The organism is Mycobacterium sp. E1747 (assembly GCF_001667775.1).
In the GTDB taxonomy this organism is placed as follows: Bacteria; Actinomycetota; Actinomycetes; order Mycobacteriales; family Mycobacteriaceae; genus Mycobacterium.
Genome location: NZ_LZJI01000203.1, coordinates 99,808 through 125,151 on the forward strand (window position 1 = coordinate 99,808; position 25,344 = coordinate 125,151).

The window sequence follows — 25,344 nt, forward strand, 5'->3', positions numbered from 1 at the left end:
AGAGCCAGAGCGAAGAGAATGGCGGCATTGGTTGCGGCGTTGCTGTCGGCTGGGTTGGTCGACGCGGCTGTCGCTACCGCGGAGTCTGCGTGCACCGATCTCAAGGGGGACCTGCAGTCCGGCACGGTGTGCCACGTGTTGACAACCACTCCGACCTACACACTCGACATGCGCTTCGGGACCGAATATCCCGATGGTGCTGCCGTTGCGGCTTATCTCAGCGGAGTGCGCGACGACCTCGTCAGCAGGGCGTCGGCACCGAATGCCCCGTTTCTTCCCTACGAGGTCTATGTCAGTTCCCAGTCGTTCAGCTCGGGCCAGCCGCAAAGGATCGTCAGCGAATATGGGCGGCCGCGGCACGGAACCGAGTCGTTGGTACTGCAAGTCTTCCGGGACATCGAAGGTCTTCCGGTACGTGTGAAGGTCAAGTCCTTCACTTATGACCACGATCAGAGCCGGAGTGTCACATTCGACAATCTGTTCGCTCCCGGCGGCAACCCGATCGATTCGATCTATCCCATGGTGAAAGCCGACCTCGAAAAGCAGCTACTTGCTTGGCATTTCACATTGAAGCCCGAGGTTGGCAAGGATCCAAATCTCTATCAGAATTTCGCGGTCACCGATGACAACGTGACCTTCTTCTTCGACCAGGGGCAGCTTGCTTCGGACAAAGTCGGGGTACTCCAGGTCGCGGTTCCGCGCGGTGTGCTTCCGCCGCTGCAGATCTAGAGATTCTTGACCGGGCGCCGTCGCTGGCTTTAGTCGATTGCGTCCAGGGTCTCGAGGTCCACCATCGCCTGGGCCGTACGGGCGACAATCGTTCGAGTGACATCCTCGGGATGCACTTCCCTTACACGGTTTACGGCCGAAGTGTATGCCCAGAACACAAACCCATGGATCATTTGTTGTCGGTAGGCAAGCCATGCCTCGGCAAAACTCGGCGGATTCCCCCCGGCAGAGCCCAATTCGTCCAGATAAAGTTCCAGTAGTTCTCGTTCCCACGAGCGGCGATCGGCGGTGTCGAGAACAGAACTGAGCGCGTAACTGACGTCCAACGCCCAGTTACCCTTCGCTATCGCTTGCCAGTCGTACAGGTATACCGACCCATCGGGCACCTTGAACCAATTTCGGGGATGGGTGTCTTGATGTAGCAGAGTCTTCGGTCCCCGGACATTGACAGCCAGCGATCGCATCAGAGCCCCGCGAATCTCAGATTTGCGCGAGCGCAATTGGTGTGGAATCTCGGCGGTCAGCCATCGAAATGCTGCGATCGCCCCCAGGTCACAGCCAGCTCTTCGATTGAGCGCTAGTTGCCATACGTATGGATCGGCAAGTACGGTCCACTCGTCCAATCGTGGATCCTCCCAAAAGGCTCCGTGATAATGCGCCATCTCGCGAATCATGCACTCGGCACCACTTCGGTCAACCTGAATCCCCTCGCGAGGAAAAGTTGCTCCCCGCGTCACGGACACATCCTCAGTCAGCACCAGATAGCGCCATGCGAGTTCGTCCCAACGACCGAAGTAGCCGGCGGGAGCACCAATTTCGAGATGACGTCGAATCGTCTCGTAGAACAACGCTTCTCCGGCGCCGATGCCGGTTATCCCAACCAGCACCCGAGAAAGGAATCTGGGAGCGGACTTTGAGAAGACAGCCGTAGGAAGAGCCGCGTCAACACCTGCCTCGTTGTATTCGATGCGTAGTGAGCGGCGAGTGGTCGTGCCCTCCGATCCGGCGAGCAACTCGAACCCTGTCACCTGCGCGGCAGGGTGATCTCGACACAAGGCCTCGGTCAGCCATTCCTCGGTTAGCCCCTCAACCTTCAGCGGTACAGAGTCCCCACCTGAGCTGGCGGGTCTAAGTTTCTCTCTCGCGACCTTAACCCCAACGCGTGCCAGCGAGTTGGCAAAGATCAACTGGTCCTGTAGACCCATCCCCGCACTCCCGTCCTATTCGATGTCCATCTCGGTTTTCGCCCACCAAAGCGAATGGGCATCGTGTTCTGTGCTATCGGTCAATCATGTTCGCTCGGCTTTCGGCGGCAAATCCCTCGATGTGGTCGCGCCGACTCGGCTCGATGCGGGCCGTGGAGAATTGCAAGCAGTCAACACCTCGGCACCGACGAGAGCCGTCATAGGATCCTGATCTTCGTCGCGCTCGCTGCAGCAGCTGCGCCGACGACGCCCATCGAATCGGGTCATGATCGTATCCACCACCGTCTTCCAGACAGCTCTGAGGTTCGGGGTAGTTTTTGTCCATATAGTGTGTGACTATACAAGAATGCGCGATGATGCCGATGGCTTCGAAGCAGCGGAGTTCGACTCTGACTCTAGATATTTGTATATAACAATATAGTATTGAGTCACCACGACTATGGGTGGTAGCCGTTCGCCGGGGGCATGGGTCTCCAGAGAGGGGACTCGGTATGCAACAAAGTCATGAGGGCCGATTGCGAAGGGTTTCGTGAGACAAAATCTGCCGCAGCCGGCATGGCCAACGGCACGCGCCTCGGACCCGAGGCAAGCGCATGGCCGTGCTCGGATGCCCCGACTCATGGGAGTTGACGGATGCGCAACATGACTAGCGGTGCAGTCGACCGTAGTATCGCTGTTCGCATCACGCGCATTGCGCTGTTGGTGATTTCGCTGGTGTTGGTTAGCTTGGCGTTGGCGAATGGGCAGTCCCGCGCCGACCCGTCGGATCCTCCGGTTCCACCCCTCCCGGAAGTCAATGCGCAGCCGAACAGCTGGACGCCGAAATTCCCCTATCCGTACGACTCCACCCGCAAAAGCGTGACCGACGCGGATATCACCGCGATGGGAGAAATGTGTCAGTGGTACAAGGTCAATTACAAGGAGCTGTCCCGTCGAATCGATAACTTCGACTACAACCTCTTGCAGGCCAACAACGATTGGACCGTCGGACTGATCCAGGCTCAGGCGGACGCCGTCGCAGCCAACATCGATCAGGCGACCGACTTCCTAGCGCCACGGGCACAGTCGTTGACCCAGACGACGGACTACGCCGGTGATAACTACTTTCCGATTTATGAGGGCGAGTCGTTCTATCGCCTGTGGCAACACCTCTCGAACGTGGGTGTCGGAATCAGAGCACGCAACACTGCGTGGGTGAATGGGCCCTCGGTTCAGCGATTCAAGCACTGGGGATCAAGGATTCAGCGGTCGCATGTCTGCGATTCTTGATAGGTGCGGCGCACGACGAGGCTGGCTGATCGTGACGCGGATCGCAGATCGTCGGGGGCGAAGACTCGATGGTTGAAGGGGGCTCGATGCGTACGAACGCGACTGGCAGATGGACCAGTGCAGCGGTGATGGTCACGGCTTTGGCTGGTATGACGTGCGCATCACCATCGGCGTACGCCTCGTTTGACCGCGTTGCGATCAACGGAGTTTTCACCGCGGCGTCGGACGGTCAGTTCGCTACCAGCGACTATTCATTTCACGCGGAGGAGTCGGTGACGAGCAGATGGACCATCTCGTCAACGTGCACAAGTGACGTCGAGTGCACCGGTGAGGTGTCGAGTGATCAGGGATGGAAAGCCCCGCTACACATGCGTATGGGCAATGTGTGGTCGGTCGATCGGGACGTGCCGAATTGGCAGGTGTGCCCTGACGGAACTGCCTTCACCGGACACCAGACGTTCTCCTTTTCGCCCTCCGACGAACACGGGGTGACCAAGATCGGGTCGCCCTATCTTGAAGGCCGTGACAAGACGGTTGGCGCGCTCGGCGCTTGTGGGCGGTTCAAGGCCCTGGTGATTGTGATGCCCTTCCGCCTCGACAAAGTCGAGTAGCCATGGTGCGCAACCAAAGACACAGAGCTGGCAGATCCCAGTGGCAACATTCCGATGCCAAAACGAACAGCGCGCGAAGGGGTCGACGCGGTTGACCCGAGCCGCTGGCGGACGGCCGGCCGAAGGTCTGACACAGGGCGAATGGCAGGCCGGGCGGCGGGCGCTAGCGTCGAAATGATTGCCGTACAGGATGTTTCGTGTTCAATGGCAAAACTTTGGGCCACCGGCATGCACGCCAGGGACCCAGCCAGTCAAGCCTGAACTCACCGGAAGATCATTACGGACGACGTGGACATACGGGATCGTCCCCGTTGCGGTCGCAAGGGTAGTAGATGCCCATCGAGTGCCGCGCCGCGTCTACGCAGCCCGCCACGAAACCCTGTTCGTTCGCCGGTGAATCCTTGGCTTGTGCGGTCCTGAGTTCGTCGTAACAGACCGAATAAAGCTCGGTCGACGGCTTCAGCACATATTTGGAGCCCGAGTCCCGCGTCATCGTGGCATATCCCTGGTCATAGGAGGCCAGGTAACCCGGCGGAAGCGGATAAGGTACCGCGCTGGCAACCCCGATACCCAGTAGGTTCGTGGTCGCAGCCAAACCGACCACTATGGAACCAAATGACCACTGAATGCGGCTAGTTCTCGCCATTGTCGACCCCTTGCTCGGGAGTGGTTCCCCTCTTGCCACACATTACCGCTTCGCTTGCGTACCAAGGCATGATAGAGGGCGGGTAATTTCGCCGATCGGTGTGGCGTATTCCCCGAACGTGATGTGGGCGATCGATTTCCAGTTCGATTCCCACCGACGGCCATGCCATCAAGATCGCCTCCATGATCGACGAACACACCCGCGATCGCTGCTGAACCTGGTGCAGCGCTCGATCACCGGCGAGCGCCTGGTGAGGAACTGAAGAAGGTGTTCGCCTCCCGCGCTGGGCCACCAAAGGTGCTGCGCATGGACAGCGGCCCGGAGATTGGTTCCCAAGTGCTGCAACGTTTCTGCGGCAGGATGGAAATCCTGGCCGTGCGGTCAGCATGCTCGTTTTCATCGATCCCAGCATGAGGCCGGATGACTGCCGGTCGGTGTCTTCTCGTCGGCCGCGTGGTCGACCACGGCACCTCGCCGGGTTCTTATGCCGGTTTATAGGAGGGCGCAACCACCGTGGTGCGACCACGGTTCGTGAACACTTACGGCGTCCGGACGACGCCGTTATCAAGAAGGGTTTCGGCACCCTCGATGGCCAATCGGCCAGAATGTCCTGCGCGTCAGCACCGGGCGCTGGTGGGGTGTGGGGCGCGGGGAGGGTGTCCGGCTGAATCGTGGTGCCGGGGCGGGCTGCACGACACCACCCACGTCGACAAATGTCTGCCGCGCGGCGATGTGCGGATGTTGCGGGGCTTCAGTCAGCGATAACACCGGGGCAACGCAAGCGTCAGAGCCGTCGAATACTGCCATCCACTCGTATCGGGTGCGGCCCACGAAGGCGTCGGCGATGGCCTTGCGAAGCTCTTTCAGGAGGCGGGGTCATCGCGCCGCCCAGCGATTTCGTCGCGCCCTCCGAGCCGAGCGGTGAAGTCGGCATAGAACTTCGGTTCGAGGGCCCCAACAGCCGTCCAATTGGCCGTCGGCCGTCTCGTAGGTGGCGTACTACGGTCCGCCGGTGTCCAACGGATTCTCTCCTCGGAGCTCCGACCACCGGCTAGCGGCCAGCGTGCCGTGCAGCAGCGCTGTCAGCGCCCCGTCGACGATAGCGGCGTCGATTACCTGGCCCTGCCCGGACCGCGTTCTTTCCAGCCGTGCAGCCAGGACGCCAATGACAAGGAGCGTAGACCCGCCACTGAAGTCACCGACGAGGTTGACCGGCGGGCTGGGCGCGTCACCGGCGTGTCCGATCGCGCCAAGTGAACCGGTCGCGCGATATAGCGATGTCGTGACCGGCAGTCTGCGCCAAGGGCCTGTCTGCCCCCATCCCGCCATCCGCCCGTACACGAGCCGGGGATTCACGGTGGCGCAAACTCGAGGGCCCACACCGAGTCGCTCGGATACTCCTGGCCGGTAACCTTCGATGAGGACGTCAGCTTGTGCGACCATGGCCAACACGGCGGCCACTCCCGCCGGACGACGAAGGTCGATCATGATGGTCGGTGACTGCGCCGCAGAACGTCGAGCTCTGGTGGAACTGGATGGTCGGTGACGTCTGGTCGTTCCGCCCGCACGACGTAGGCGCCTATGTCGGCGAGCAGCATCGCCGCATGCGGCCCCGAACCGATGCCGGCGAGCTCGACAACTTTGGTGCCCGCCGGTGGTCCGCCGCGCCCACTCATACCTGGACCTCGTTGGCTGGACATTCGCTTCGCACGGTCGTCGAATTCGAAAAGCGTTCGGCTGCACCCATTCATAGGAAAATTCATAGGAAGACGACAACCAGACCATCGCTCGTTGACGGTGGGTCAGCTCGCACTTACTGTATGAAACAATGCTGTATTTGGCAGCACAAACCCAAAGTCTTCAGGAGGCTACCGCACAATGCCGGCGCCCGAGGTGTTGCAACCGTCGCGATCCGGCGATGCTGTGTTCCGGCGATCGGGGCATGTGCCCGGCGAACCGGGCGTGTGGCTGCTCCTGTTCGGCGACATGCTGGTGTTCGGGACCTTGTTCGGTATCTACCTCAATCGGCGCGCTGAACATCGAGAGTTGTTCGCCGAATCCCAGAACGCCCTGAACCGCAACTTCGGTGCCATCAACACCCTGGTGCTGCTGACTAGTTCCTTGCTCGTGGCATGGGCTCTACGCGCGGTGAGATCGGAGGCATCACGCCCGTTGGCATCCCGTCTGATGCTGGCGGGATTCGCGGTAGGCTGTTGTTTCCTCGTGATCAAAGGTATTGAATACCACGACAAGATCACCGCCGGTATTACGCCGAACACAAACGACTTTTTCATGTATTACTTCATTCTTACCGGCTTGCACCTGGTCCACGTCGTGATCGGACTGATCGTGTTATTCGTCTTATCGCGGATCGTGCGGCATGAGTCGCCATCGAGCACGCGCATCGCCATCATCGAAGGCGGCGCGTGCTTTTGGCACATGGTGGACCTGCTGTGGATCGTCATATTCCCCCTACTCTTCTTGGTCCGGTGACCATGCAGACCGTCGTCCGTAGCAATGCCACCGTCGCATGGCTGATATTGACCGTGCTGACGATCAGTTCGTGGGCGCTGGGTACCCAGCACGCCTTAGGCGGAGCCGGCCACGTGCCCGCAAGCATTGCGATCTTTGTCGTCGCCGTGTTCAAGGTGCGGCTAGTAGGGCTGTATTTCATGGAGCTTCGGACGGCGCCGCTTCCGCTGCGCGGCCTCTTCGAGGGCTACTGCGTCGTGCTCTTGGGCGTGTTAATCGGCATGTATGCGATCGGCTGATTTGTAGGAGAGATTGGTGCCGCGTGCCATCGCGCCCGTCAGCCCTCCTTGGGTGAGCAGTGAGCACCAAAAGTTGTCGGCGTCAGGCAGTCGCCTCGTGGCGGTGGACGCTGCTTCGATAGCGGGTAGCGTCGAGATGCACTGCGCCGCAGACTGTTACGTTCGACGTGCGACGCCGGTCGCGCTTTCGCGGCGAGACTGAGCCTACCGACACGCCACAGGGAAGAGGTCGGGATCCCGTGAGGCAGAGCAGTCACGGTCCTGGTGAACTCATCGTGGATTTCGAATTGCTGGTCGATCCATTCATGGGCCTATTGGGCTGGCATGTGAGTGATGCCGCTCGCTCGTCGTGGGGGGTACAGGCGGGTGCGGGCCCGTAGCCGGTGCGCTCTACTGATCTCACCGGATCACCGGCATTTCGCCTGTCCAGTCTGCTAAATTCGGTTTTCGAGTTGCGCTCTCGCTTGGGGCGCAGGCTCCGGCCGATAACGTCGTCGGGCAGGAGGTCGGTGCTGGGTGACCGCGGAGTTGTGGGCGCGCGCCGAACGGATTGCCAATCGCGAGCGTGACCTCTTCGAGGGTTTCGCCGGTTCGGGCTTGGACGACGATCGCGATACCGCATACGACTGGATCGACGAGATCGACCGGACGATTAGCGGTGGGCCTGCGCGGGCAGCCGATTTGCTGGCCAGCTTACAGGTCGCCCAAGAAAAACGTTGTGCGCGCCTGCTCCGCGCACAAAGTGCTGTTTGGGCACGCGCACGTCGCGAGTTGATGTTGCTACGTGAGATCACATCCGCCGCTGACGTTCTCGACTCTGCTCCGGCAGCGGTCTGCCGTGCGTGCGGGTTCGATCGTGCCCTGTTGTCGAGTGTGCGCGAATCGACCTGGCTACCTGTCGCGATGTTCGTCGAGACGGACCGTTCCGATCGGCACCATGCGCCGCCGACCGACGTCGTGCGGGGCCGAATTATTCCACTGACCTCCTCAATGCCAGAGGCTGAGTTGGTTCGTCGGAGGTCTCCCGTGCTGGTCACCGCTGCGCCGGCGGACGTGCCGGTGGCACAGTTGGTGATCGAGATACCGGCCAGTCATGAGTACGTAGCCGCCCCGCTACTGGTCAACGGTCGCGTCATCGGGTTCGTCCACGCGGACTGCCATAGCACCCGGCGGCCACTGACCATGTCGGACTGCGACCGCTTGCAGAATTTCGCGGATGGCCTGGGCTTAGTGATGGAGCGAGCGATCGGCATCGAGCAGGTGCATCTGCAGTACGAGCGCGTGGAACAGGCGCTGTCGGAAGCCCGCGCGGTGATGGAAAAAAGCGCTGATCCGTGGCTGAGTCCGCGGCCGGCGGAACGCGTGCGCGACAACAACTCGGCGCTTACCGACTGCTTGACGCCACGTGAGCGTGAGGTGATGCGCCTCCTGATCGGTGGTTGCACCAACGTCGAGATCGCTGCGCAGCTCACGGTCAGTGAGGGGACGGTGAAGTCTCACATGCGGCAGATCCTGAGAAAGCTCGGAGCTGCGAATCGAACCGAGGCCATCGCCAGGTACGTATCTGTCGTGCGCGGTCGCGAGGCGTCTTGATGTCACCATCGACGGATCCGCTAAGCGTACGCTCCATCTTCCCGACAGCGACCCACCAACGCGACCGGCTGCGTAACGAACGCGAATTGGCATTGTGGGCTGAATCATTATGCGCGCAAGTACGTTCCGCACTCGCCGAGCTTTCACCGATTAACACCGAGGCCGCCCAACTTGGCGGCGCCACCACGTCTTGGCAGAGCGTGACGTTGCTGGCCGAGGAGTGCCTTAAGGTCTTGACGAGCACTGGCACTACTGGTCCGTCGACTACCCAGTTGTGGGGACTTGCCCTCGATCTGTATGAGCTCGGCGTCGCGATATGCCAGCGCGACAAGTCTTACCTCGAGCGTCGAATGGCGGACTGTTCGAATGCATTGCGACGGTTACGAGTAGTGCCCACATCGGTAGGTCTGCAGCGACAAGCCTGCCAAGAACTCGTCGCCGCCTGCGGCTTCAGTCGTGCCGTGATATCGCGTATCGACGCCGCATACTGGCAACCGTTGGCGTCCTACCAATCCGACAACTCCGCACCTCGACCACACCACTTCCTCGACCGGCGCATTCCCATCGCTGAATCAACCCCGGAGTTTGAGTCCCGGGCCGGCCGCCGGACGGTTGTCGTACGGGATCCAGCTGTGACCATCGACAGGACCCATCCCACGTCCTATGTCGTGGCACCTGTGGTTCGAGACGCCGATATCATCGGTTTCCTACACGCCGACCATTGGCCATTCGATCAACCTGCCGACGATGTCGACGGCGAGATCCTGGCGGCGTTCGCCGACGGGTTCGGCCTGCTGCTGGAGCGAACCAACCTCCTCGAGCGATTACAGCAAGATCGCAACGAGGTTCAGAAGATCTTGGCTGACGCGGTCGCGTCAACGACTCCCGCGGCGGGAGAACTGATGACGGGGCGCTCTTGGTGGACGGACCTCAACGCAGCTCCCGCGGGGCGGCCCTTGGCTGCGGCGCCGATCAGCGAGTTGTCCGTGCGTGAACTGGAAGTCTATGGGTTGATGGCGGCGGGAGCTACGAACGGGACGATCGCGGCGCAACTCGTCATCAGCGAAGACACCGTGAAGTCGCATGTCAAGCACATCCTGCGCAAGCTGGGCTTGGCCAACAGATCGCAAGTAGTCGCCGCGTCGCTACGGGCGCGCCACAAGGCCACGCCGGGCGGACAAGCGTCCTGACTGGACCGCAATGCCCGCCAGCGGCGGCACTTGCGCTCGCGGCTAGACCTCGGTGATGTATCGATCGATGTAGTCCTTGAAGGCGGTGTTGATCATGTCCTCGGTCAGACCGTACTGCTCGAGCGAATACTCGAACTTCCCGCCTGCGTGCTGAGGATGATCGAGCTCCCACTTGTGCATCGCATCCTTCGCCTCGGGTGTCAGCTCTCGACCGGCGCATCCATAGATGTCTTCGATGACTCCCATCGCGTCGTCGCAGATCCGCGAGTATGAGACATCGATGAATTGCTCCGCCGGCTCCTTCGCTCGTTGTTCGTCGAACCTGGCCAGTGTCTCGACGAGCATGTTCATCATGTCGCGGCCCAAGCCCGGACGGTCCACGGAATGGGCGCTAGCCGACTGATACGAGTCGGCCAGGGCGGCGAGGGAGGGCACCGAGACCTTCGGGTGCCGATGACAGGCGATGATTGTCGCGCCCGGGTAGGTGTCCAGCACGTTCTTCAACCAACCGAGGTGAAGGGTCGACTTCATCACCCAGGTGCGGCCCTGACCGCCGCCATCCTGCCACTGCAGGTATTGCAGGAGGCTGCGCTCATATGCGTAGGGGGTTGCGAGTGGACGCGCCCCCAACCAGGCGTAGTAGGACGGGACGTGATTCATGTACGCGGGCAGCATGGACTCGAAGGTGAAATCCATCATCCAGCAGTCCTCGTCCACCTCCCACGCGGTGATCGGATGTCCGACAAGGAATTTGGGCGCCGCCTCCTTCAACCCTGCTTCCACCTGGTCGCATGCCTGAACCCGCTCGTCGGGGGCTCCCGGCTGCCATCCGGGGAACGGCGCCGGATTCAGCATTCTCCACAAATAAAGGCGGTGTGCGTCCGGTGCGCTGGCGAGCATCCGCTGCAGCTTGCTCGTTCCCGTCCGCGGCATCCCCGTGATGATCAATGGGGGCAGTATCTCTTCGTCGAGAATCTCCGGATGTAGCTTCTTGTCGTTTTCGAATCGGAGCCGGTTGACCAGAGGCCGAATGAAGTTGGACTCGATGAAGGAATTCGGATCGATGAGCCTCGCTTCTCGGAGGACGGACTCGAGGAACTTCCCCATCGGCTCGACGAACGACATGTCGTCGCCGTAGTCGTCGAGGCCGGCAACCTTGCAGGCCAAGTCCATTATCTCCGATACCGATGGGGGCCGATCGACTGTTGCATCAGTTGTGTTCATGCCTGCCGTTCCGTTCATGGTTTATCGAATTACGTGTGAGACGTTGGTATCTCAGACTTGCGAGCTGATCCGTGCGAGTGCGTCGATGTGCACGTCAACCGGCGCTGGTGCACGGAAGTGGGTATCCAGGGTGACGCCGCGGAAGCCACTGATGCCCTTCAGCGTGGTCATGCGTTCCGCTACGACATCGCACGTCTTCAGCCAGCTCCAATCCTCCGAAGCGGCAGCTCTGTCGAGGAAGGTCATCGTTTCGACTCCACCCGCGTCGAGGGGGCGTCCCGCCGCTCGAAGGTCTTGCTGATAAGCCTCGACGAGCTCGACGACCTGCGATCTCGTGAGCAGCCCGTTGTCTGATCCGGGAAAGACACCCACGTTGGGCATCCAGCCGTCGCCGAGCGCCGCCGCCCTGCGACGCGCCACCCTGGTGCTGCCGCCCATCCAGATGGGAAGAACCGGCTGTAGGGGCAGCGGATTCACACCTGCGTGCTTGATCGTGTGATGTTCGGTCTCGATGTGGACCACCGGTTCACTCCACAGCTGACGCAGAACATTGATCTGTTCATCGAACCGCTCGCCGCGATTCTCGAAGTTCTCGCCGAGGGCCTCGTACTCGATCTGATTCCACCCAGTGCCGACTCCGATCCTCAGGCGACCAGCGCAATAGTGGTCGACATTGGCTGCCTGCTTGGCGAAGAGGACGGTCTGCCGCTGCGGCAGAATCACCACGCCAGTGGAGAATCCCAGCCGACTCGTCTGGCCGGCAAGGAAGCTGAACAGGGTGAGCGGCTCTTGGAACAGGTCGTCCTTGGTATGCCACAGTGTTCGGTCTGGATAACTCGCGGGATCTGCTCCGACGACGTGGTCGTATGCGACGAGGTACTTGAATCCAAGATCCTCGGCTGCCTGTGCGTATGCGATGAGCGCACCCACGTCCGTGCCGATCTCGGAATGCGGAACGACCGCATTGAGGTAGGGCGAATCGCTCACCGTGGCCCCGTAACTGGTTGCTTCATGTCGCCGTTCAGATCTCACAACGGCGGCGCCGGACCGAGTGCATGCGCTCGCGCAGTGCTTCTGAGCGCTCCTCGGCAGTAACCCACTTGGTTTCGGCGGGGAGATGTTGTCGAAGTTCGTCGAACGGAACGACACGTAGTTGAGGAGTGACCATCTCTGCGCGCGGTTTGAACACGCGGCCGACGATCAGACCGGTCTGGTGGCCGGCCGGATCCAGCCAATTCAGCACGCCGGGATCCTTCTGGGAGATCACGGCACGGAAGGCCCCGTCGTCGTCGATGTGAGCGTGATGACCGTTGATCGTGTTCTGAAAGGTGTGGAAGTCGATGCATTCCCAGTTATGCGTCAACAAGTAATACAGCCAGTAATCGCTCTCGGGTTCTGGTACCTCCAAGATCACGGCGTCATCGGGGCCGCAGTCGTATCGGCCTTGTTGAAAGTAGATGTCGCGCAACGCGATCTGATCTTCCTGACCGCGTTCCTCCTGCCCACCGTGCATGGGCTGAATGTGCATTGCGTTCGGCGCGACGCTGTAGTGCTGAGCCTCGACCCCCTTCGCCAGATGGCGCACGTTGAGGTTCATGAATTCGAGAATGCGGGTGAGCGCCTTCTGTAGGTCGCCTGTCGTCGTCGGAGGTGGCGGATAGGTGGCACCAACGCGCTCGATGTAGAACTGGCCGCGCTCCTCGTTCATCCAGTCGTAGAAGAACTCGCGCATCAGGACCCATCCCAGGCCATCAGCGATCGGCACCCAGTTCCCTGGTTGCGGATCCTTGCTCAGGATCACCTCGAACTCCCCGTTTGGACCGACCTCGAAGTCCGATGTCGACGCAATGGGCGCATGTGCATCGAGGTGTATGTGCCGGGCGCCGCCGCAGTGATGCATGTGCTCGACGTCTGACATGGAGCCCGACCAGCTTTCGACGTCGAAGATTCGCGCCGTCCCACGTCGGCCGAAGACGCGGTACACGTAGTCCCCGTGCACCGTCGTGTACCAATAGCCGCCGTCGGGGTTGGCAAATCCCATCTGCAACCAAAGGGACGCTGCGGGAACGAACTTGGGGTAGTGGTAGTTCTCCGTCTCGCCCACCAACGCTCCCCAGGCGAACGCTCGAGTGAGGTAGCGAAGCCCTTCCGCCAAGTCCAACGGTGAGTTTGCATTCTCGTTCTTGGCAATGACGCCGTTCATCAACTCGCCGAACGAGTCGCCGATCTCATGAGCGAGGGCCGTCGCGAATTCATCGTCACTCATTGCTTGTTCTCCTGTTGCGATATCGGTCGCTCTGGCGACTCGATGTCCGAAATGTGCTGGGCACGATCGCCGCACAGTCGTCGCAATTCGTGCACGGGAGTCCTCCTGGTCGCGCGCGTTTCGGCGATGCGGCCGAAGTGACCGCCCGGGTTGGTCGCGTCACGAGAGTAGAAGGAGTCGGCTTACTACCGCCTCTTCCCTGTGGAGCAGTTGCACCTACCGATCGGGTGATACCTGATGCTGGTGGTGCCACCTACCCCCAGCCAGCCGCGACCCACACGCTCCGATAATGCGAGCGGTGACCAGAGCGGGAGGCGCTCGCTACCTTGATCATCGTGCTCGCCGTTGTCATGTCGAAGCTGCCGCCGAATGGGCGTTCAAATCTGCAGCGGCGACGGGAGACGTCCGCAGCTGCTCACCGAACATCTAATCGATCGTCGAGTCTTCGCGCGTTCACCCGAAGGAGAGGGGTGAATGCCTCTCCGGGGTGAGGCTCGGTGATGCGGCCAGTTCTACCCTCGGCTTCGCAGCTACCGCGACCGTAATCGGCTGCGGCGGCAAGCTGCTGAGGCGTCCGAGCGAGGACGAGGCCGGGCAATGGCTCAGCCGCGTCGCCTGTCCGCCGAATCTTTCGACCCGAAAGGCGGAGAAATCGATGACTGTTCAACTCGGTGGGAAAAGCGTGGTCGTCACGGGGGCATCGGCTGGTATCGGGCGTTCGCTGACGACCGTGCTCGTCGACAAGGGGGCGTCGGTGGTGGGTAACGGCCGACGGCCCGATCCGGGCTACGCGCTGGAGAAGGAGATCTCCAAGCGTGGCGGCGGCTTCACCTTCATCCCGGCGGACGTATCCAAGACCGAAGATTGCGAGCGGACTATCTCGGCCGCGATCGACAAACACGGACGAGTCGACGCATTGATCAACAATGCCGCGTTGATGCTGCCTTTTCGCAGGGTCGAAGAAATGTCGGACACCGACTGGCGGACCATCCTCGACGTCACATTAGACGGAGTGATGAAGATGAGCCGTGCAGTATTGCCTGCTATGCAGGAGCAGCGCGACGGCACGATCATCTCGATCGCCTCGATCACTGCAGTACAAGGGGTTGAGCGTGAGGCTGCCTACTCGGTGGCCAAAGCCGGAGTGTTGAGCTTCACCAGGGTCCTTGCAATCGAGAATCTTTCCTACGGGATTAGAGCGAACGCGGTCATCATGGGTGGGGTCGCCAGTGAAATGAGCGACACCGCGCTGGTCGAAATGGGCCGAACAGTCCACGGGCCGGACTGGACTCCGGACATGGACGAAGTGAGGAGGGCGAACAAAGCTCTCCTGCAAGACCCGGATGCAGTTGCGCGCTCAGTCGTCTTGCTGTGCAGTGACGACGCCCGCGAGATCACTGGCGCCACTATCGCCATCGATAGAGCGTGGTCAGCCGGCTCGCTGACCTCGGCAATGCTCAACAGTGCAGCGGGCGGGCAGATCGGCAGCTGACGTCACCAGTCATCCGAGGCTTGCGTCCGATCCTTGCGTCTCGGTCTAGGGGCGTCACCCGCTCGCCCTGACGAGGGTTCGCCCGGACGACGGATTAATGTCAAACCACCATCCCGGCCGAGCCCCGCGACGCCGCGAGACCTAAATGTGAAATATTGTTTGCAACGATACTAACTCGGTATTGTTGGCAGCTTGACGCAGTGATCCCCGCCACATAGCGTCAGATTCGTGAGCCCGGCAAAACCTGCGGCGAGCACGAGGGGAGGTCCACCTGTGCGGGCTGGGCCATTACTTGAGGCCGAGCGTTTGCAACGCCGCCGTGATGACCTCGTCGCCGGCCTGCGAGCTGTCGCACAGTCGGCAGGGATCCCGTCGTGTATCGACGACGCTGATTCGGCCGCTGTCATCGACGGTTTCACGTCGCGGCGCCCTGATCGTGTGGTCGAGGCGTTGACACGCGTCGGTGCAGCTCAATCCGCGGTGAATGCCGGGGTGTTGGGGGTGCAACTGGATTCGCTAGCGCGCATACGCCACGAGCTCGCGATGCTGGAGCGCCATAGTCAGCCCAGCGATGTGCTCGCCGGGGCCCCACGGGCGGCGTGCCGGGCGTGTGGGTTTGATCGCGCGCTGATATCGCGGGTGCGTGGATCGCGCTGGTATCCCGTCACTGCCTATGTCGCATCGCAAGCAACGACGATCGACGAGCACCACGATGACCCGTTCCTTGGCGCGGAGATCCGGCTAGCCCCCCCGTTGCCGGAAGCCGAGATCATCCGCCGCCGGACGCCGGCGTTGGTATCCAACGCCCAGCATGATCCGCGGCTGCACCGGCTACTGGTCGAGCGCACTGGCACGCGGGAGTACGTCGCGGTACCCGTCCAGGTGGCCAACGCGGTCGTGGGATTGCTACACGCCGACTGTCACACTTCTGGGCGGCCCCTGAGCGTGCTGGACCGCGATCGCTTGCACAGCTTCGCCAGCGCGCTGGGCCTGCTCGTCGAGACCTCGCTCGCCCAGCAACAGCTAGAGGCGCACGACCTCCGCGTCCGCCAGCTCGTGTCCGATCTGTCCGCGACCGCCGATGAGCCGGATTGGCGCGCGCAGTGGAGGGTGGAGCGGCGGGCGGTGGCAAGTGATCGATGTCCGCCGGTCACCACACACGGGCTGACGCCACGCGAGTTCGACGTACTGCGCCTGTTGGCCGGCGGTGTGACGAATGCCGAAATCGCCAGCCGCCTGACCGTCTCGGAGACCACCGTCAAGTCCCATGTGAAACACATCCTGCGCAAGCTGCAGGTACCGAATCGGGCAGGTGCCGTCGCGAAATACCTTGAGTCGGTCCGTGAGATGCAGGAATGGCCGCGATGACTGCCGTGGGCAATCAGGACCAGGCCGCATGGTCGCCTACGTCAGCATTGGCCGGAGATCGCGAACGGCGGCGGCGGGAACGCGAGCTGACCGAGCATGTCGCTCAGGCGTGCGATCAGGTGCGCAGACTGCTCGGCGAGCCTGCACGGCCGGGCGCCGAACCAGCCGAGACGCTGTGCAGCGTGACCGCTCTGGCTGAAGAGTGCGTATCCCGACTTGCGGGGTGCGGGGATCCGACCAGTCCGCAATCACTGCAACTCTGCGAGTTGGTGTTCGACCTTTACGAGCTGAATCTTGCTCTGTGTCAACAAGAGTTGACCCGCCGCGAACGCCGGCTCAGAGACTGCGCCGCCGGCCTTCGGCGGTTGGGGGCATTGCCGAGTTCGGGCGACCTACTCGAGCAAGCCTGCTCCGAACTCGTAGGCACCGGCGACTTCGGGCGCGCCGGGATATCGCATGTCGAGTCCGGGTTCTGGAAACCGAGAATGAGCTACTTCACTACCGGTAAAGCAACTGATTCATGGTGGTCGAACTGGGTCGACCGACCCATTCCGCTCGGTGAATCGACACCGGAAACCGCCGTCGTGAGCAACCATGGGCCGGTGGTCGTTCGCGACGCGGCGACTGCGGCCGTTTATCGCCCCATCGCTGTCGACGCGGCGCTGCGTTCCTACGTCGTTGCCCCTATCGTGCACGAGAAAACTGTGGTCGCATTACTGCACGCCGACCATTTTCCCTCCAGCCGCCAGGTCGACGATATCGACGGAGAAGTGTGCGCGACGTTCGCGGACGGCCTTAGCCGACTATTCGAGCGTTTCATGCTCGTCGAGCGCCTGCGGGGCCACCGCGAACGCATTCGGGCCGTGCTGACCGATGCCTGCCGGGGCATGGACGATCGGCTCGATCTCGGTCTCGACTTTGATCGCGCGCTGTGGCCGTCCATGGTCGTCGACGACCAGATTCCGACTCCTGCGCCCGATCCGGCCAGCGAACTGTCGACGCGAGAGTCGGACGTATTCGCGCTGCTGGTGACGGGTGCAACCAACAGCGCGATTGCCGAAGAACTGGTGATCTCAGAAGACACCGTGAAATCACACGTCAAACAGATCCTGCGCAAGCTGGGTGCAGCGAACAGGTCGCAGGTCATCGCCGGTTCGCTGGCCGGTCAGTTTCCGAGTCGATTCGCAGCCATCCGGGCGAACCCCGTTACTGGATGAGCTCGAACTGCCCCAGCTGGGTGTACAACTGGTCGGTAGTCAGTGGGTGGAACGGCCCACTGCGGGCGTCGCGGTAGAGCCGTTCGAGGACATGCCCCCGGCGAAACGCCGACCCACCGACCAGGCGCAACGCCGCGTCGGCCACCCGGATCGCGGTTTCCGTGGACGCTACCTTGGTCACGTCGATGAACGGCGCGCGCGCGAAGGGACCCCATTCTTCGTCGCGACCATCGAGCAAGATTCGGGCCGTCGCCTCCAACGTGCGTACGGCAACCTCGGTTTCAAAGCACATCCGTCCGAGGTCGTGCGGGACATGCCCGATGTCCTTCAGGGCAGTGTTCGCGCCTTCAAGCGTGGCGCCCAGGTTCTTCGTCTTGATGATGTCGCGCGTCACGGCGTAGATTTTCTCCGCCATTCCGCAATAGACACCCGCGAAGCTCATTGCTGCCCATTCGAATTCGGCGAAGAACTTTAGGCGGAACGTGCCGCCGTAGGACTCAACCGGGGCCGGCGCGTTGTCGAAGATCACCGTTTGTGTGCCGGTGGCGCGCATGCCCAGCGTGTCCCAGGTCTCCTTGATTTTGACCCCGTCGCCGTCCATCGGTAACACGAAGACGCCCTCGCGGGTGGCGCGCTCACCGACGTCCTCGGGCAGCTTTCCGTCGGCGTCGGTGATGGTGGCGTTGAACGTGACGATGTCTGCGCCCTGGCACATGGTGGCCCAGGTTTTGGTTCCCGAGATCAGCCAGCCGTCATCGGCCGGCACGGCCAGGGTGTCAGCAAGACCCATCAGTCCGGCACGGTCTTCGCTGAAGCAGCCGCATACGAGGGCGTTTTCGCCGGCAACCCGACCGAACAGCGACTTGCGGGCCTCCTCGTCGAGCAGCCCGCGCAGCACGCCGACCATCGTCTGGTGCATGTTGAATGCCAGAGCGATCGCCGGATCACCCTTAGCCAGTTCACGCGAGACTTGCGTCGTGGTCCAGATGTCGCCGCCGAGCCCGCCGTACTTTTTCGGGACCGCCAGCGCGGCAAGACCGCTTTCCTTATAGCGCGGAACGAGCTCCAACGGAAAACGGTTCTCCGCGTCGCCCACGGGACCGAACTCGGCGAACTCCTTGGCGAGTTCCCGCGCGGTGTCCAAGACCTTGGCCTGCTCTGCCTCGGTCATTTCAATGACGTGCTTGCCCAACGCAATGTCTCCTCATCGTCTGCAGTGACAGCCAGCAACACTATTCGCAAACGCGTGTTCGGGAACCGTTCGTTGTGATTGATTGCACCCTCCGGCGGAGTGAATATGGGCCGAGGACCCTGCGGCCCCACAAGAAAGATTCACCCGAAGCGGTAGGGTTGGATCGCCCAGAAGGACGAGGCGTGCGCGGTTCACAACGTCCTACCGTCGACAGCACAACCGGCGACGCAGAGGTGTGAATGGAGCGGAAAATCGATGTGACATCGGCCGCCGCCTCGGCAGCTGCGGCCCCTACGCGGCAGCCGGCCACCTACAACGCGCCTGCGGACGTGGGTCCAGGACCCGATGCCTCCACCGTGGCGCCGTTGGAGGTGACGGCACAGAGCATGCGCACGGTGATGGGTCACTTCTGCACCGGAGTCGTGATCGTTGCGGCTCGGGCGTCGGACGGCTTGTTGGGACTGACGTGCCAGTCGTTCTCGTCTCTGTCCCTTGATCCGCCCCTGATCAGCCTAAATATTGCGCGCACGTCGCAGAGTTGGCCACGGATCCGACAGCAACCGCGCTTCGTGGTCAACGTCCTGTCCGAGACTCACGAAGAACTGAGCAATGCCTTCGCCCGCTCAGGCGGGGACAAGTTTCGCGGGGTGTCTTGGACACCGACGCAGTCAGGCGCGCCGGTGCTGGCCAGTGCGTGTGCCTGGATCGAGTGCGAACTCAGGGACGAACACGACGGGGGCGACCACCTGATCGTGGTGGGACGCGTCCTCGGACTGGGCTACCAGAGCGAGCTAACGCCTCTGCTGTTTCACCAAGGGCGCTACAGCACTCCTGCGCCGCGCCCGGCCCTGGCCTCGACGACTGCGCGAGAACTGCCCGACGGCGCCTGATTATTTATCAGCCCAGCACACTCGGAGGTTGACAACGATGGTCATTTCCATACGCAGCCAGATCATCATCTTGTGGTGGTCGATCGCCTTCATGATTCTCTACTCGCTGGCCATGCTGTTCTTGTTGCGTATGGTTCCGCCGCCGCCAGCCACGGACACCGCCAACCAGGTCGCACGGTGGTACACCGAGCGGCAAACGCCAATTCGGATCGGCGCCACCATCTCGGGGCTGACCGCCGCGTTTATGTTGCCATTCTGGGCGGTGGTCGCTATCCAGGTGTCGCGTCAAGAACAGGGCCACAAGATCTGGACCCTGCTGGCGGCTGCCGCCGGGACAATGATGACGCTCTTCATCATGATGTCGCCGATCTGTTGGGGCGTGGCTGCCTTCGAGCCTCAGCGCAGCCCAGAGATCACCGCGGTCGTTCATCAGTTGGGTCTTCTGAGCTTCGTTACCACTGACCAGATTTCGCCGTTCTGCTGGGCCGCCGTCGCTGTCATCTGTTTCCTTCCACAGCCGGCGCCGCACTCACCGTTTCCGCGCTGGCTCGGTTACTTCACGGCGTGGACGGCATTGGTGTTCGAAGTCGGCGCAACGTCGTTCAATTTTCACAGCGGGCCGCTCGCCTGGAATGGGTTGCTGGTGTACTGGCTGCCGCTGGTCTTCTTCGGCATCTGGCTCATGGTGATGTGCCCACTGATGTTCAAGAGTCTGAAACTGCAGCTGGCCGACGCTCTTGCGGCCGAAGCCGCGCACGATACAAGCGCTCAAGGAAAGACTGTCACCCCGGCGTCGGAGATCCTTGGTACCTAGGCCGCCAAACCGCAGCACAGAACGGCCGGGCGGTCGGCGGCCTCAACGTGCCCGACCAAGCTACACGCCCGCCACCACCGGCCACCCCGACCGGATTCGGCGAACCCAATATTGTATTGTTAAATACCAATGATGACCGCGGCGGCATACCGGTTGAGGCTGCCCTGCGGCACCATCCGATCCGTGCGGCTGATCGAAGGAACACAGTATGAGCAGAATTCCGGTCGTTGACTACCTGGTGCTCGAACCACGACCACATCTGCGTGCTCATGAGTGCATCAACTGCGGCGCGAAATATTTCGACCGCCGAAACGCCTGCGCCGCCTGCGGTGGCGATGCGTTCGGATCCGCCGACGTTCCCTCCAGCGGAATCCTCAAGTCCTTCACGATCGTCCACCACGCTGCGCCCGGCATCGCGACACCTTTCGTCGCTGGCGTGGTCGATTGCGGCGGAACGTCGGTGAGGGCCAACATCATCAACACCGCCCCCGACCCGGAACATGTATCGCTCGGCATGCCGGTGCGTCTGGCGACCTACTCGCTCGGGACCAAGAGCGGAGTGGAGGCCATTGGGTATGGCTTCGAACCCGAGCCGGCGCAGTAGTTCGATGAGCCGTCCCGGTTCGCACCAAGAAAATTTGATGGACAGGAGAGACCGATGACCGAGGACGTGTGGATTCTGGGGATCCGGATGACGCGATTCGGCAAGCGCCACAACGACGACGTCGTTGACCTTGCCGCGGAGGCCGCCCTGGGCGCACTAGCCGACGGCGGTGTGTCGATGAAAGACATCCAGTTGCTCGCTGCCGGCAACCTACGCGGACCGCTGAGCTCAATGGGCCAGCGCTTACAGAAGCAGATCGGTCAGACGGGAATCCCGACCTTCAACGTCACCAACGCATGCGCGACCGGCGCGACGGCCCTCCGCCTGGCGATCATGTCCATCAAGGCCGGCGAAGCGGACCTGGCGATGGCCGTCGGCGCGGAAAAGCTGGCCGGCGCAGGGCTGCTGACCGGCAACGTCGGGACCACGCAACGCGACGAATGGACCCCGAACGGCAGGTACGGCGAAGTGACGTCACTTGACGGACTCGTTGGAACCGAAACCATGCCTGGCGTGTTCGCCCAAGTGGGCATGGAGTACGGCCACAAGTACGGCGGTACGTCGTTCGAACTCTTCGCGCGTATCGCGGAGAAGAATCATGCGCATTCGACGCTGAATCCGTTGGCGGCGTATACGAAACGGTTCACGCTGGAGCAGATCATGAATGACGTCATGATCGCCTACCCCAACACGCGGTCAATGTGCTCGGCCAACTGTGACGGCGCTGCGGCCGCAGTGGTGGTCTCCGATTCGAAACTCAAGACCTTGTCGCTCGAACAGCGCAGGCGCGCGGTCAAAGTCTCCGCATCCATCCTAACTTCGGACCCTTGGCAAGAGGGATGCCAGATCTTGCCAGATGTGAACACTCTGACCAGGATTGCTGCCAACGCTGCTTACGAAGCGGCGGGGTTGGGACCGACCGACCTCGATCTCGTCGAATTGCACGACTGCTTCGCAACCGCTGAGTTGGTGCACTATGACAACCTCGGACTTTGCGAGGAGGGCGGCGCGGCCGATTTCTTCAACAGTGGCGCCACTTGGAGGGACGGGCGCATTCCGGTGAACGTGTCCGGCGGCCTCGAATCGAAGGGACACCCGATCGCCGCGACTGGCATCGCCAACATCTGGGAGATCTGTCACCACCTTCGCGGTGAAGCCGGGGACCGTCAAATCGCAGGTGCACGAGTAGGACTCGCACACGTCATCGGACTAGGTTCGGCGTGCGGTGTGCACATTTTAGAGAAGGCCGCGGCGTGAGCAGACGCCGCGCATGGCGGTGACCATGCTGCAACGCCCTGCCGTGTCACGATGGCGTGAACGGATGGCGCGAACTTCGCTGTTGCGCTGATACGGGTCAGCGGCTCCCGGTCACATCACGTCCGATGATGGTTTTCATGATCTCCGACGTCCCCCCATAAATTGTCTGCACGCGTGCGTCAGCGTATGCGCGGGCAATTGGATACTCCAGCATGTATCCGTATCCCCCGAACAACTGCAAGCACCGGTCAACTATGCGCTTCTGCAGCTCGCTGCCCCAGTACTTGCCTTTGGCGGCATCGACGGGGGACAGTTCGCCCTCGTTTAGCATTTGCACGGACTTATCCATGTAGGCCTCGAAGATGTCGAGTTCGGTGACCATGTCCGCGAGTTCGAATTGGGTGTTCTGGAAGGAGCTCAGGCTCTTTCCGAATGCCTTGCGGTCCGTGATGTACCCGAGCGTCCACGCGATCGCGGCCCGGGATGCGGCGAGGGACTGGTAGGCCACAGACAGCCGCTCAAGGGGGAGGTTGGTCATAAGGTAACCAAACCCTTTCCCTTCCTGCCCAAGTAGATTGGCCGCAGGCACTCGGACGTCGGTGAACGATAACTCAGCTGTGTCCTGTGCGTTCAGGCCCAGCTTCCTTAGCTTGCGACCTCTCTCGAAGCCCTCCATGCCCCGCTCCACCACAAGCAGACTGAGCGCAGCGCTGCCGCGCCCATCGTTGGTCCGGCATAACACGATGACCAGATCGGCGTTGATGCCGTTGGAAATAAATGTCTTCGCGCCGTTGAGTATCCAGTCGTCGCCGTCACGCACCGCTGTCGAGCGAATGCCCTGAAGGTCGCTGCCGGCTCCGGGCTCGGTCATGGCGATCGCTCCGATGATGTCGCCCGTGGTCATGCCGGGTAGCCACCGTTGGTGCTGGTCGTCATTGCCGAATTGAAGTAGATAGGGCAGTACGACATCGTCTTGGAGCGTGAAGCTGTTGGCCAAGGCCGCTGCATTGGCACGCAGAAATTCCTCGATGATCACGCACCGAAAGCGGTAATCAGTGGTCCCGCCGCCGCCAAAGCGCTCAGGTACTGCGATGCCGAATAGCCCGTGTTTCGCAGCTGCTTGCCATGTATCGCGCCCGATTAGCCGGTCGTCCTCCCACTTCTCGAGGTTAGGCACAACTTCTCGCGCTACGAACTCGCGTACGGTCTCGCGAAATCGTTCATGGTCCGCGTCGAATAGGGTACGGCGCATTCAGCTGACACCTTCGCTTGCTCCGGATCGGCAGACGTGGCCGGCGCCTCCGTAAAGCGCTATCACGAAACAGTATCATACACTACAAAATTGCCCGGCAGTCTTGCCGACCGATTGCCCTGAAACGCAATCTATTCGCCCAGGCGTTCTTCGAGGTAGGACAGGTTGTCCGACAGCGATCTGAGAAGTCGCGCGAAGGCGATACGGTCTGTACGGCTCATGCCGTCGCGCAGATCCGCTCGGATTGATGCATCGATGGAGTTGATCTTGGAGACCAACTCCGTTGCCAAAGGCGTCGATTCGACCAGCCACACCCGCCGATCGAGTTCGTCGGGGACACGCTTAAGCAAACCTCGGCTTTCGAGTTTGTCCACCACCGCGCCGGCCCGGGCTCTACCGATGCCGTAGTTCTCGGCTAGTTTTGTCTGCGACATCGGGCCGTGCTCGTACACCATCACTAACAGGTTGACCTCGGTAAGATTGAGGTCGACCTCGCGGAGGCCTGCGTCATAAACGCGGCGAATTCGCCGCGAGGTGCGCATTAGGGCCGTTTCGAAGCGAGAGCTGCGATACTGCTCTAAGATTAGCTCGTCGTTCGGCGCTCCGATTTCGCTGAAGCTGTCACCGGGCACGTTTTCGACCTTGCGTAATCGCTTTATGGCTGGTTGCGGCTTTTTCGCGTTCACGTCACCCACTTATTGGTCATGATCACCGCTGCGGCGTGATACTTTGCTGATCGGCGTGCCTCGGACACGATACTATCGCCCGATACTGTTCAGCGGCGAGGCAGGGTGTTACCGAGGAGGGCCATCGGCGCGGACGGCGTCCTTCACCGCGGGGACGATAGGGGGTGCGTCACGCCAGTCCGGTATCCCGTCCTCGGGTTTCGCTCCCACGTACCCGTCGTCATGGATTTCCGCCCAGTGCGAATGATTCAGTTGATGCAGTGAGAATCCTGCTTGCAACGCGTTGTAGAAGCCCATGTTCTCGACTGCTTGGTTGACGGATTCCTTGATCAGCAGCGAGGTCATCGACGGCAGTGCCGCGATCCGCCGCGCAAAGGCCATGGTCGAGTCGGGTAGGGCGGCGACCGGGAAGACCTTGGACACCATGCCGAGGCGGTAGGCCTCCTCGGCGTCGAGTGAGTCGCCGGTCATGAGGAGTTCTTTGGCCTTGCGCGGACCGAACTCCCATGGGTGAGCGAAGTACTCAAGCCCACACATGCCAAGTCGGGTGCCGACTACGTCGGCGAAGGTGGTGTCTTCGGCCGCGACTATGAAATCGCATGCCCACATCAGCATCAGACCGGCTGCGAACACCGGCCCGTGTACCTGGGCGATCGTAACTTTTCGCAGGTTACGCCAGCGCCACGTGTTCTGGTAGAAGTAATGCCACTCCTGCAGCATCCGTGCCTCGGTGCCCACCCTGGTGCCACCGTTGATCGCGTAACTCGGATGGAAATCGGGGCTGCCGGGAGTCATCTCCGCGAGATGCTCGCGGGAGCCGAGGTCGTGGCCGGAGGAGAACATTGGTCCAGCGCCGGCCAGGACGATAACCCGGACTGCGTCGTCGGCCTCCGCGCGTAGAAACGCTTGGTCGAGCTCGACGAGCAGGCCCCGGTTCTGTGCGTTGCGCGAGCGCACGCGGTTGAGCGTGATGCGCACGATGCGACCGTCGTCGAATTCCTCGTAAGTGATGTATTTGGCCTCAGCCACAATGTCCTCCAGCGGTTGATTTGGTCATGAATGTCGTTG

At 61.6% G+C, this 25,344-nt stretch carries 26 protein-coding genes; 14 read left to right on the forward strand and 12 right to left on the reverse strand.

The window, feature by feature from the left end; genetic code table 11:
- The first annotated feature begins 18 nt into the window (after positions 1 to 18).
- Positions 19 to 729, forward strand: coding sequence for an esterase (locus tag A5695_RS21265; protein ID WP_068086768.1), 711 nt, complete (start codon positions 19 to 21; stop codon positions 727 to 729).
- Positions 730 to 758: 29 nt separating this feature from the next.
- On the opposite strand, the gene A5695_RS21270 is transcribed toward A5695_RS21265, so the two are convergent.
- Complete coding sequence (locus tag A5695_RS21270) at positions 759 to 1,934, reverse strand: phosphotransferase (RefSeq protein ID WP_068086770.1); 1,176 nt, start codon at positions 1,932 to 1,934, stop codon at positions 759 to 761.
- Positions 1,935 to 2,576: 642 nt separating this feature from the next.
- Between A5695_RS21270 and A5695_RS21275 the strand changes: the two genes are divergently transcribed.
- Complete coding sequence (locus A5695_RS21275) at positions 2,577 to 3,203, forward strand: hypothetical protein (RefSeq protein ID WP_369830225.1); 627 nt, start codon at positions 2,577 to 2,579, stop codon at positions 3,201 to 3,203.
- An 86-nt stretch (positions 3,204 to 3,289) separates the two neighbouring features.
- Entirely contained in the window at positions 3,290 to 3,814 is a 525-nt protein-coding gene (locus A5695_RS21280) for a hypothetical protein (protein ID WP_068087079.1), read from the forward strand.
- Between the two features lie 277 nt (positions 3,815 to 4,091).
- Here A5695_RS21280 and A5695_RS21285 read toward each other — a convergent pair whose 3' ends face one another.
- From A5695_RS21285 to A5695_RS30385, 4 genes are all read right to left on the reverse strand, one after another.
- Positions 4,092 to 4,409, reverse strand: a complete 318-nt coding sequence (locus A5695_RS21285) for a hypothetical protein (RefSeq protein WP_156749785.1) — start codon at positions 4,407 to 4,409, stop codon at positions 4,092 to 4,094.
- Positions 4,410 to 5,024: 615 nt separating this feature from the next.
- A complete protein-coding gene (locus tag A5695_RS30375; protein ID WP_231974925.1) occupies positions 5,025 to 5,267 on the reverse strand; it encodes a CoA transferase in 243 nt (80 codons plus the stop codon).
- A 192-nt stretch (positions 5,268 to 5,459) separates the two neighbouring features.
- Positions 5,460 to 5,948, reverse strand: a complete 489-nt coding sequence (locus A5695_RS30380; protein WP_369830222.1) for a CoA transferase — start codon at positions 5,946 to 5,948, stop codon at positions 5,460 to 5,462.
- Positions 5,945 to 6,136, reverse strand: a complete 192-nt coding sequence (locus A5695_RS30385) for a CoA transferase (RefSeq protein ID WP_369830223.1) — start codon at positions 6,134 to 6,136, stop codon at positions 5,945 to 5,947. The genes A5695_RS30380 and A5695_RS30385 overlap by 4 nt, the downstream gene beginning before the upstream one ends.
- Positions 6,137 to 6,338: 202 nt before the next feature.
- On the opposite strand from A5695_RS30385, the gene A5695_RS21295 reads away from it, so the two are divergent.
- The 4 genes from A5695_RS21295 to A5695_RS27915 all read left to right on the forward strand — a co-directional run bounded on the left by A5695_RS21295 (position 6,339) and on the right by A5695_RS27915 (position 10,014).
- Positions 6,339 to 6,953 (forward strand): cytochrome c oxidase subunit 3, encoded by a 615-nt coding sequence (locus A5695_RS21295; protein ID WP_068086777.1) that lies wholly within the window; start codon positions 6,339 to 6,341, stop codon positions 6,951 to 6,953.
- Positions 6,954 to 6,955: 2 nt separating this feature from the next.
- Positions 6,956 to 7,231: a cytochrome C oxidase subunit IV family protein gene (locus tag A5695_RS21300; protein ID WP_082946221.1), complete on the forward strand. Its 276-nt coding sequence runs from the start codon at positions 6,956 to 6,958 to the stop codon at positions 7,229 to 7,231.
- A 516-nt stretch (positions 7,232 to 7,747) separates the two neighbouring features.
- A complete protein-coding gene (locus A5695_RS29815) occupies positions 7,748 to 8,824 on the forward strand; it encodes a LuxR C-terminal-related transcriptional regulator (protein ID WP_082946222.1) in 1,077 nt (358 codons plus the stop codon).
- Positions 8,824 to 10,014 carry a LuxR C-terminal-related transcriptional regulator gene (locus A5695_RS27915; protein WP_082946223.1) on the forward strand — a complete coding sequence of 397 codons (1,191 nt, stop codon included), beginning with the start codon at positions 8,824 to 8,826 and terminating at the stop codon, positions 10,012 to 10,014. Before A5695_RS29815 ends, A5695_RS27915 begins: the two co-directional genes overlap by 1 nt.
- A 42-nt stretch (positions 10,015 to 10,056) precedes the next feature.
- Here A5695_RS27915 and A5695_RS21315 read toward each other — a convergent pair whose 3' ends face one another.
- The 3 genes from A5695_RS21315 to A5695_RS29215 form a co-directional block, all read right to left on the reverse strand.
- Positions 10,057 to 11,187 carry a sulfotransferase gene (locus A5695_RS21315; protein ID WP_068086787.1) on the reverse strand — a complete coding sequence of 377 codons (1,131 nt, stop codon included), beginning with the start codon at positions 11,185 to 11,187 and terminating at the stop codon, positions 10,057 to 10,059.
- A gap of 102 nt (positions 11,188 to 11,289) precedes the next feature.
- Positions 11,290 to 12,225, reverse strand: a complete 936-nt coding sequence (locus tag A5695_RS21320; protein ID WP_068086789.1) for a TIGR03619 family F420-dependent LLM class oxidoreductase — start codon at positions 12,223 to 12,225, stop codon at positions 11,290 to 11,292.
- A gap of 34 nt (positions 12,226 to 12,259) precedes the next feature.
- Complete coding sequence (locus tag A5695_RS29215; RefSeq protein WP_068086791.1) at positions 12,260 to 13,504, reverse strand: hypothetical protein; 1,245 nt, start codon at positions 13,502 to 13,504, stop codon at positions 12,260 to 12,262.
- A gap of 487 nt (positions 13,505 to 13,991) precedes the next feature.
- On the opposite strand from A5695_RS29215, the gene A5695_RS21330 reads away from it, so the two are divergent.
- The 3 genes from A5695_RS21330 to A5695_RS21340 all read left to right on the forward strand — a co-directional run bounded on the left by A5695_RS21330 (position 13,992) and on the right by A5695_RS21340 (position 17,581).
- Positions 13,992 to 14,996 (forward strand): SDR family NAD(P)-dependent oxidoreductase, encoded by a 1,005-nt coding sequence (locus A5695_RS21330; protein ID WP_156749786.1) that lies wholly within the window; start codon positions 13,992 to 13,994, stop codon positions 14,994 to 14,996.
- A 543-nt stretch (positions 14,997 to 15,539) separates the two neighbouring features.
- Positions 15,540 to 16,364, forward strand: coding sequence for a LuxR C-terminal-related transcriptional regulator (locus tag A5695_RS29820; protein WP_156749787.1), 825 nt, complete (start codon positions 15,540 to 15,542; stop codon positions 16,362 to 16,364).
- Positions 16,361 to 17,581, forward strand: coding sequence for a helix-turn-helix transcriptional regulator (locus A5695_RS21340; protein WP_068087084.1), 1,221 nt, complete (start codon positions 16,361 to 16,363; stop codon positions 17,579 to 17,581). The genes A5695_RS29820 and A5695_RS21340 overlap by 4 nt, the downstream gene beginning before the upstream one ends.
- Here the strand turns inward: A5695_RS21340 and A5695_RS21345 are convergent.
- Positions 17,571 to 18,752 carry an acyl-CoA dehydrogenase family protein gene (locus A5695_RS21345; protein ID WP_068086809.1) on the reverse strand — a complete coding sequence of 394 codons (1,182 nt, stop codon included), beginning with the start codon at positions 18,750 to 18,752 and terminating at the stop codon, positions 17,571 to 17,573. The genes A5695_RS21340 and A5695_RS21345 overlap by 11 nt on opposite strands.
- Before the next feature lie 260 nt (positions 18,753 to 19,012).
- On the opposite strand from A5695_RS21345, the gene A5695_RS21350 reads away from it, so the two are divergent.
- The 4 genes from A5695_RS21350 to A5695_RS21365 all read left to right on the forward strand — a co-directional run bounded on the left by A5695_RS21350 (position 19,013) and on the right by A5695_RS21365 (position 22,338).
- Entirely contained in the window at positions 19,013 to 19,663 is a 651-nt protein-coding gene (locus A5695_RS21350) for a flavin reductase family protein (RefSeq protein WP_304442351.1), read from the forward strand.
- A 37-nt stretch (positions 19,664 to 19,700) separates the two neighbouring features.
- The gene (locus A5695_RS21355; protein ID WP_068086810.1) at positions 19,701 to 20,477 is read left to right on the forward strand and encodes a hypothetical protein; all 777 of its coding nucleotides are present in this window, start codon (positions 19,701 to 19,703) and stop codon (positions 20,475 to 20,477) included.
- Between the two features lie 208 nt (positions 20,478 to 20,685).
- Complete coding sequence (locus A5695_RS21360; RefSeq protein ID WP_068086812.1) at positions 20,686 to 21,081, forward strand: Zn-ribbon domain-containing OB-fold protein; 396 nt, start codon at positions 20,686 to 20,688, stop codon at positions 21,079 to 21,081.
- A gap of 54 nt (positions 21,082 to 21,135) precedes the next feature.
- Positions 21,136 to 22,338, forward strand: coding sequence for a thiolase family protein (locus tag A5695_RS21365; RefSeq protein WP_068086813.1), 1,203 nt, complete (start codon positions 21,136 to 21,138; stop codon positions 22,336 to 22,338).
- Positions 22,339 to 22,435: 97 nt separating this feature from the next.
- Here the strand turns inward: A5695_RS21365 and A5695_RS21370 are convergent, their stop codons facing one another.
- The 3 genes from A5695_RS21370 to A5695_RS21380 form a co-directional block, all read right to left on the reverse strand.
- Positions 22,436 to 23,590, reverse strand: coding sequence for an acyl-CoA dehydrogenase family protein (locus A5695_RS21370; RefSeq protein WP_068086817.1), 1,155 nt, complete (start codon positions 23,588 to 23,590; stop codon positions 22,436 to 22,438).
- 131 nt (positions 23,591 to 23,721) lie between these two features.
- Positions 23,722 to 24,285 carry a MarR family winged helix-turn-helix transcriptional regulator gene (locus A5695_RS21375; protein WP_156749788.1) on the reverse strand — a complete coding sequence of 188 codons (564 nt, stop codon included), beginning with the start codon at positions 24,283 to 24,285 and terminating at the stop codon, positions 23,722 to 23,724.
- Positions 24,286 to 24,384: 99 nt separating this feature from the next.
- Positions 24,385 to 25,305 (reverse strand): enoyl-CoA hydratase, encoded by a 921-nt coding sequence (locus A5695_RS21380; protein ID WP_068086820.1) that lies wholly within the window; start codon positions 25,303 to 25,305, stop codon positions 24,385 to 24,387.
- Between the last annotated feature and the right edge of the window lie 39 nt (positions 25,306 to 25,344).

Bases quoted from the DNA above. Each gene is read 5' to 3' on its own strand.
- A5695_RS21275 (WP_369830225.1), top strand. From the start codon at position 2,577: ATGACTAGCGGTGCAGTCGACCGTAGTATCGCTGTTCGCATCACGCGC.
- A5695_RS21300 (WP_082946221.1), top strand. From the start codon at position 6,956: ATGCAGACCGTCGTCCGTAGCAATGCCACCGTCGCATGGCTGATATTG.
- A5695_RS30375 (WP_231974925.1), bottom strand. From the start codon at position 5,267: ATGGCAGTATTCGACGGCTCTGACGCTTGCGTTGCCCCGGTGTTATCG.
- A5695_RS21345 (WP_068086809.1), bottom strand. From the start codon at position 18,752: ATGACCGAGGCAGAGCAGGCCAAGGTCTTGGACACCGCGCGGGAACTC.
- A5695_RS21350 (WP_304442351.1), top strand. From the start codon at position 19,013: ATGGAGCGGAAAATCGATGTGACATCGGCCGCCGCCTCGGCAGCTGCG.
- A5695_RS30380 (WP_369830222.1), bottom strand. From the start codon at position 5,948: ATGATCGACCTTCGTCGTCCGGCGGGAGTGGCCGCCGTGTTGGCCATG.
- A5695_RS21265 (WP_068086768.1), top strand. From the start codon at position 19: ATGGCGGCATTGGTTGCGGCGTTGCTGTCGGCTGGGTTGGTCGACGCG.
- A5695_RS21370 (WP_068086817.1), bottom strand. From the start codon at position 23,590: ATGCGCCGTACCCTATTCGACGCGGACCATGAACGATTTCGCGAGACC.
- A5695_RS27915 (WP_082946223.1), top strand. From the start codon at position 8,824: ATGTCACCATCGACGGATCCGCTAAGCGTACGCTCCATCTTCCCGACA.
- A5695_RS21295 (WP_068086777.1), top strand. From the start codon at position 6,339: ATGCCGGCGCCCGAGGTGTTGCAACCGTCGCGATCCGGCGATGCTGTG.
- A5695_RS21355 (WP_068086810.1), top strand. From the start codon at position 19,701: ATGGTCATTTCCATACGCAGCCAGATCATCATCTTGTGGTGGTCGATC.
- A5695_RS21315 (WP_068086787.1), bottom strand. From the start codon at position 11,187: ATGGACTTGGCCTGCAAGGTTGCCGGCCTCGACGACTACGGCGACGAC.
- A5695_RS29215 (WP_068086791.1), bottom strand. From the start codon at position 13,504: ATGAGTGACGATGAATTCGCGACGGCCCTCGCTCATGAGATCGGCGAC.
- A5695_RS21270 (WP_068086770.1), bottom strand. From the start codon at position 1,934: ATGGGTCTACAGGACCAGTTGATCTTTGCCAACTCGCTGGCACGCGTT.
- A5695_RS30385 (WP_369830223.1), bottom strand. From the start codon at position 6,136: ATGAGTGGGCGCGGCGGACCACCGGCGGGCACCAAAGTTGTCGAGCTC.
- A5695_RS21365 (WP_068086813.1), top strand. From the start codon at position 21,136: ATGACCGAGGACGTGTGGATTCTGGGGATCCGGATGACGCGATTCGGC.
- A5695_RS29820 (WP_156749787.1), top strand. From the start codon at position 15,540: ATGCTGGAGCGCCATAGTCAGCCCAGCGATGTGCTCGCCGGGGCCCCA.
- A5695_RS21340 (WP_068087084.1), top strand. From the start codon at position 16,361: ATGACTGCCGTGGGCAATCAGGACCAGGCCGCATGGTCGCCTACGTCA.
- A5695_RS21360 (WP_068086812.1), top strand. From the start codon at position 20,686: ATGAGCAGAATTCCGGTCGTTGACTACCTGGTGCTCGAACCACGACCA.
- A5695_RS21280 (WP_068087079.1), top strand. From the start codon at position 3,290: ATGCGTACGAACGCGACTGGCAGATGGACCAGTGCAGCGGTGATGGTC.